Genomic DNA, 2,840 nt, shown 5'->3' with positions numbered 1-2,840 from the left:
AGGACTGGGTATGCCTGAAACTCAGTATATTGCTTAAGAACCGAACAACTTTAGGCTGCCATGTCTTCCAACCGAATTAAGCAACAAAGCCCCGTATGTCTACAATTTGCTTGTCGGTCTGATCGTTTGAATCTAATACGGGCTAGCTGAAAATAAATTGAGTGAACTTCAGCCAGCCTCGTAAATTAGTGATGGGTTATATTAAACTCTTATGAATTTAATAAAGTATTCAATGAGATAGAATTGATTTTGATAGCTGGCTAGTGAAACTTTGAAATCAAGTTTTTTAGGGCTATTTTCGGCTACCAGTTTTACAAAATCATAAATTTGCTCATCTTTTGCTTTCTTTGAATGGATCAAATTTCTTTTCATGACATAGAATAAATCTTGCTCTCTTTCTGTCATGTCAAATTTGTCTGCCGCTGCTTTTACACGATCATCTGACTTTGCGGCAGGCTGATGTTTTGAGGTGATGGCAGGTGTCTGAGAGAGCACAGCACATGTACCACCAATGATTGCCATCTTCTTCATGCTTTCTCTGCGAGATAAATCTACTTGAGTCATAATAGGTCTCCTGCATTAATTCCATGGGCTTACGGTGATAGTGGATGGCATCCTCAAATCATACATCCCAAACTTCCAATCAGAAGAGGCATATTTATCCCTTAGATCTTGGTCAAGTGCTCTTAAGCGAGATTGGAATCTTACTAAATGCGGATACACATCAGAATCATGCCTAAATTGCCCTTTTGGGTACTTTCCAAGTGAACGGTGCCAATCTTCAGGGAGATCGGTAAATAGACGAGAGAAAAAGAATAGTCCAGCGCCCGTGTTCATAGGTGGGCAAATATTTAGCCAGTCCTTTTCAGTGTAGCCCCACGTCGGTTCAATTGGTTTATCACCGTAGAATCCAAGTGCACCGAGCTTCATAAATGACGCGAATCCAGTAAACGCATGATTGACTGACATCCAGTAAATAATTCGGGTGACAATGTCAACGAGCTCAGTGACGCTATCGGCTTTTTCTGGGAAGCCGGCAACCTCTCCACGGTAGCGTGTCTCCCAAAGGAAATTTTGTAGTTCCTTATCGTTTATGACGTCTTCATTGCTTTCATAGTAAAGACGGATATAGCTGTTTACCCAGTCATGAATAATAGGAAACATTTCGTTGTCATCATGCTGTGGGTAAGACTCAAGCTGCGAGTATGCTGGGTCGGAATGACGGTCGAAAGGTGTACTATGTTCAAAAAAATCATAGGTATTTTTTTTATTGATGGTTGCAGTAGCAAAAGAAACGCTGCTAAACCCAGACAGTTTCTGGATTGCACCGGTGAGCAACCCATGGAAGGGTGAAGGATAGTCAGTCGGTGATTGGTCGTCGGGTTCTTTAGCTTCGGGCGTGTAAAAGAAAACACCCGCATGGTTATTGGTTACCAATGCCATAAGGTGCGTGTCTAAAAGTGCTCGCAAAGGGTGTTTTTCGGTGATGTTTCGGAAATAAGCAACCGGGATTGGTCCGAGATAAATGTGCGTAGATAAGTGATCAACCACACCAGCCATAGAAGTCATGGTTGTGATTGAGTTTTTGGCCATTTGCCAAGCCCAATAGTTATCTGCAGGTGTGATGATTTTTGATGGTGGTCTAGGGTTTGCGCCATAGCCAGCCCAACCTAGAAATGACCAATAGGCCGGATCAAAAATACCGTGGCCCAAATGATCCTGTGTAGGTTGTATCGCAACTGTTTTTAAGCCTTTACCATTTGAGGGGACCGCAAATAAAGCAATCCCAGCGAACAAGCGACCACCAACATTTTCAAGTGTTGTCCAAGCAACGGATTGATCGTGGAAAAACTCAAAGTCAGTATAAAACAGTCTGCCTTCGGCCATTGCTTGGTCAAGGTCATCATTTTCAAAGCCAGCAACACGGTTAAAATGATAATTGGTAACAGGAAACTTCGCCATATGCTCGGTGTACGGTTTGAAATAATTAAATAGCGGAGTGGGTGACGCTGTCATTAGCCAACCAATTAAATCGTCGTTCCGGAAATCGTCATCATAGGCTGGTTTTACCCATTGCTTCACACGTTGTCCATATTCAGGATGATCCGAACAGAAAGTAGGATAAAAGTCTAATTCATCGACGGTATTACATTTTCGAGGCGGAAGAAGCCAGAGAACAGCATCCATAACATCAACTTCTATGTGTCCGTCACCGTCGAATCGATTGCTCAGTGCAATTGAAAACGCCTCTGCTGCATACTGACCAACGGGATCTTGATAGTATTCGATAACAGCATCAATATGCTTATCCCAGTATGCAAGTGTTGCTTCAAAAAGCCTTACACCAGAGAAATCTGAATCATGGTCGTTTACGCCAAAGTTGTCTTCTAATTCGTATATGGTGCCGCGGTATTGCCATGCAGATGCATCTTGAATTTCTTGGCACCCGACATTTCCATGAATAACAGCGCCTGGGAATTCGGTGTAGTTGAACCTGTGTATCTTTCTGGCAAGATCTAAGGCATCTTTGCGAGAATTATCAGCATCATCATCATGTTGCGGCAAAGATGGTGCTGGATAAGGAGGCTTTAACAGTTCATCTCCACCAAGTCCTACTTCTACAATTTCACCATCCAGAGCATCGTGGAAAATTGCAACTAAGTTGCCTTCTAGAAATCCACCGCTATAACACTGGTCTACAGCATTTCTAGAAATTTTTGCATCGCGATAAGCCTCTAAGCTTTCTTTTGACAGTGCACCAGGCTTTGTTGCTTAATTCGGTTGGAAGACATGGCAGCCTAAAGTTGTTCGGTTCTTAAGCAATATACTGAGTTTCAGGC

At 42.7% G+C, this 2,840-nt stretch carries 2 protein-coding genes; both read right to left on the bottom strand.

Annotation, left to right across the window (positions count from 1 at the left end):
- Positions 1 to 201: 201 nt before the first annotated feature.
- Positions 202 to 564, bottom strand: a complete 363-nt coding sequence (locus B5D35_RS23335) for a hypothetical protein (protein WP_078754788.1) — start codon at positions 562 to 564, stop codon at positions 202 to 204.
- A gap of 15 nt (positions 565 to 579) precedes the next feature.
- A complete protein-coding gene (locus B5D35_RS23330) occupies positions 580 to 2,565 on the bottom strand; it encodes a lipoxygenase family protein (protein WP_244556731.1) in 1,986 nt (661 codons plus the stop codon).
- Positions 2,566 to 2,840 lie beyond the last annotated feature (275 nt).

This window comes from Enterovibrio nigricans DSM 22720, assembly GCF_900167155.1.
GTDB lineage: Bacteria > Pseudomonadota > Gammaproteobacteria > Enterobacterales > Vibrionaceae > Enterovibrio > Enterovibrio nigricans.
This window is presented reverse-complemented; position numbering and strand designations above follow the sequence as displayed.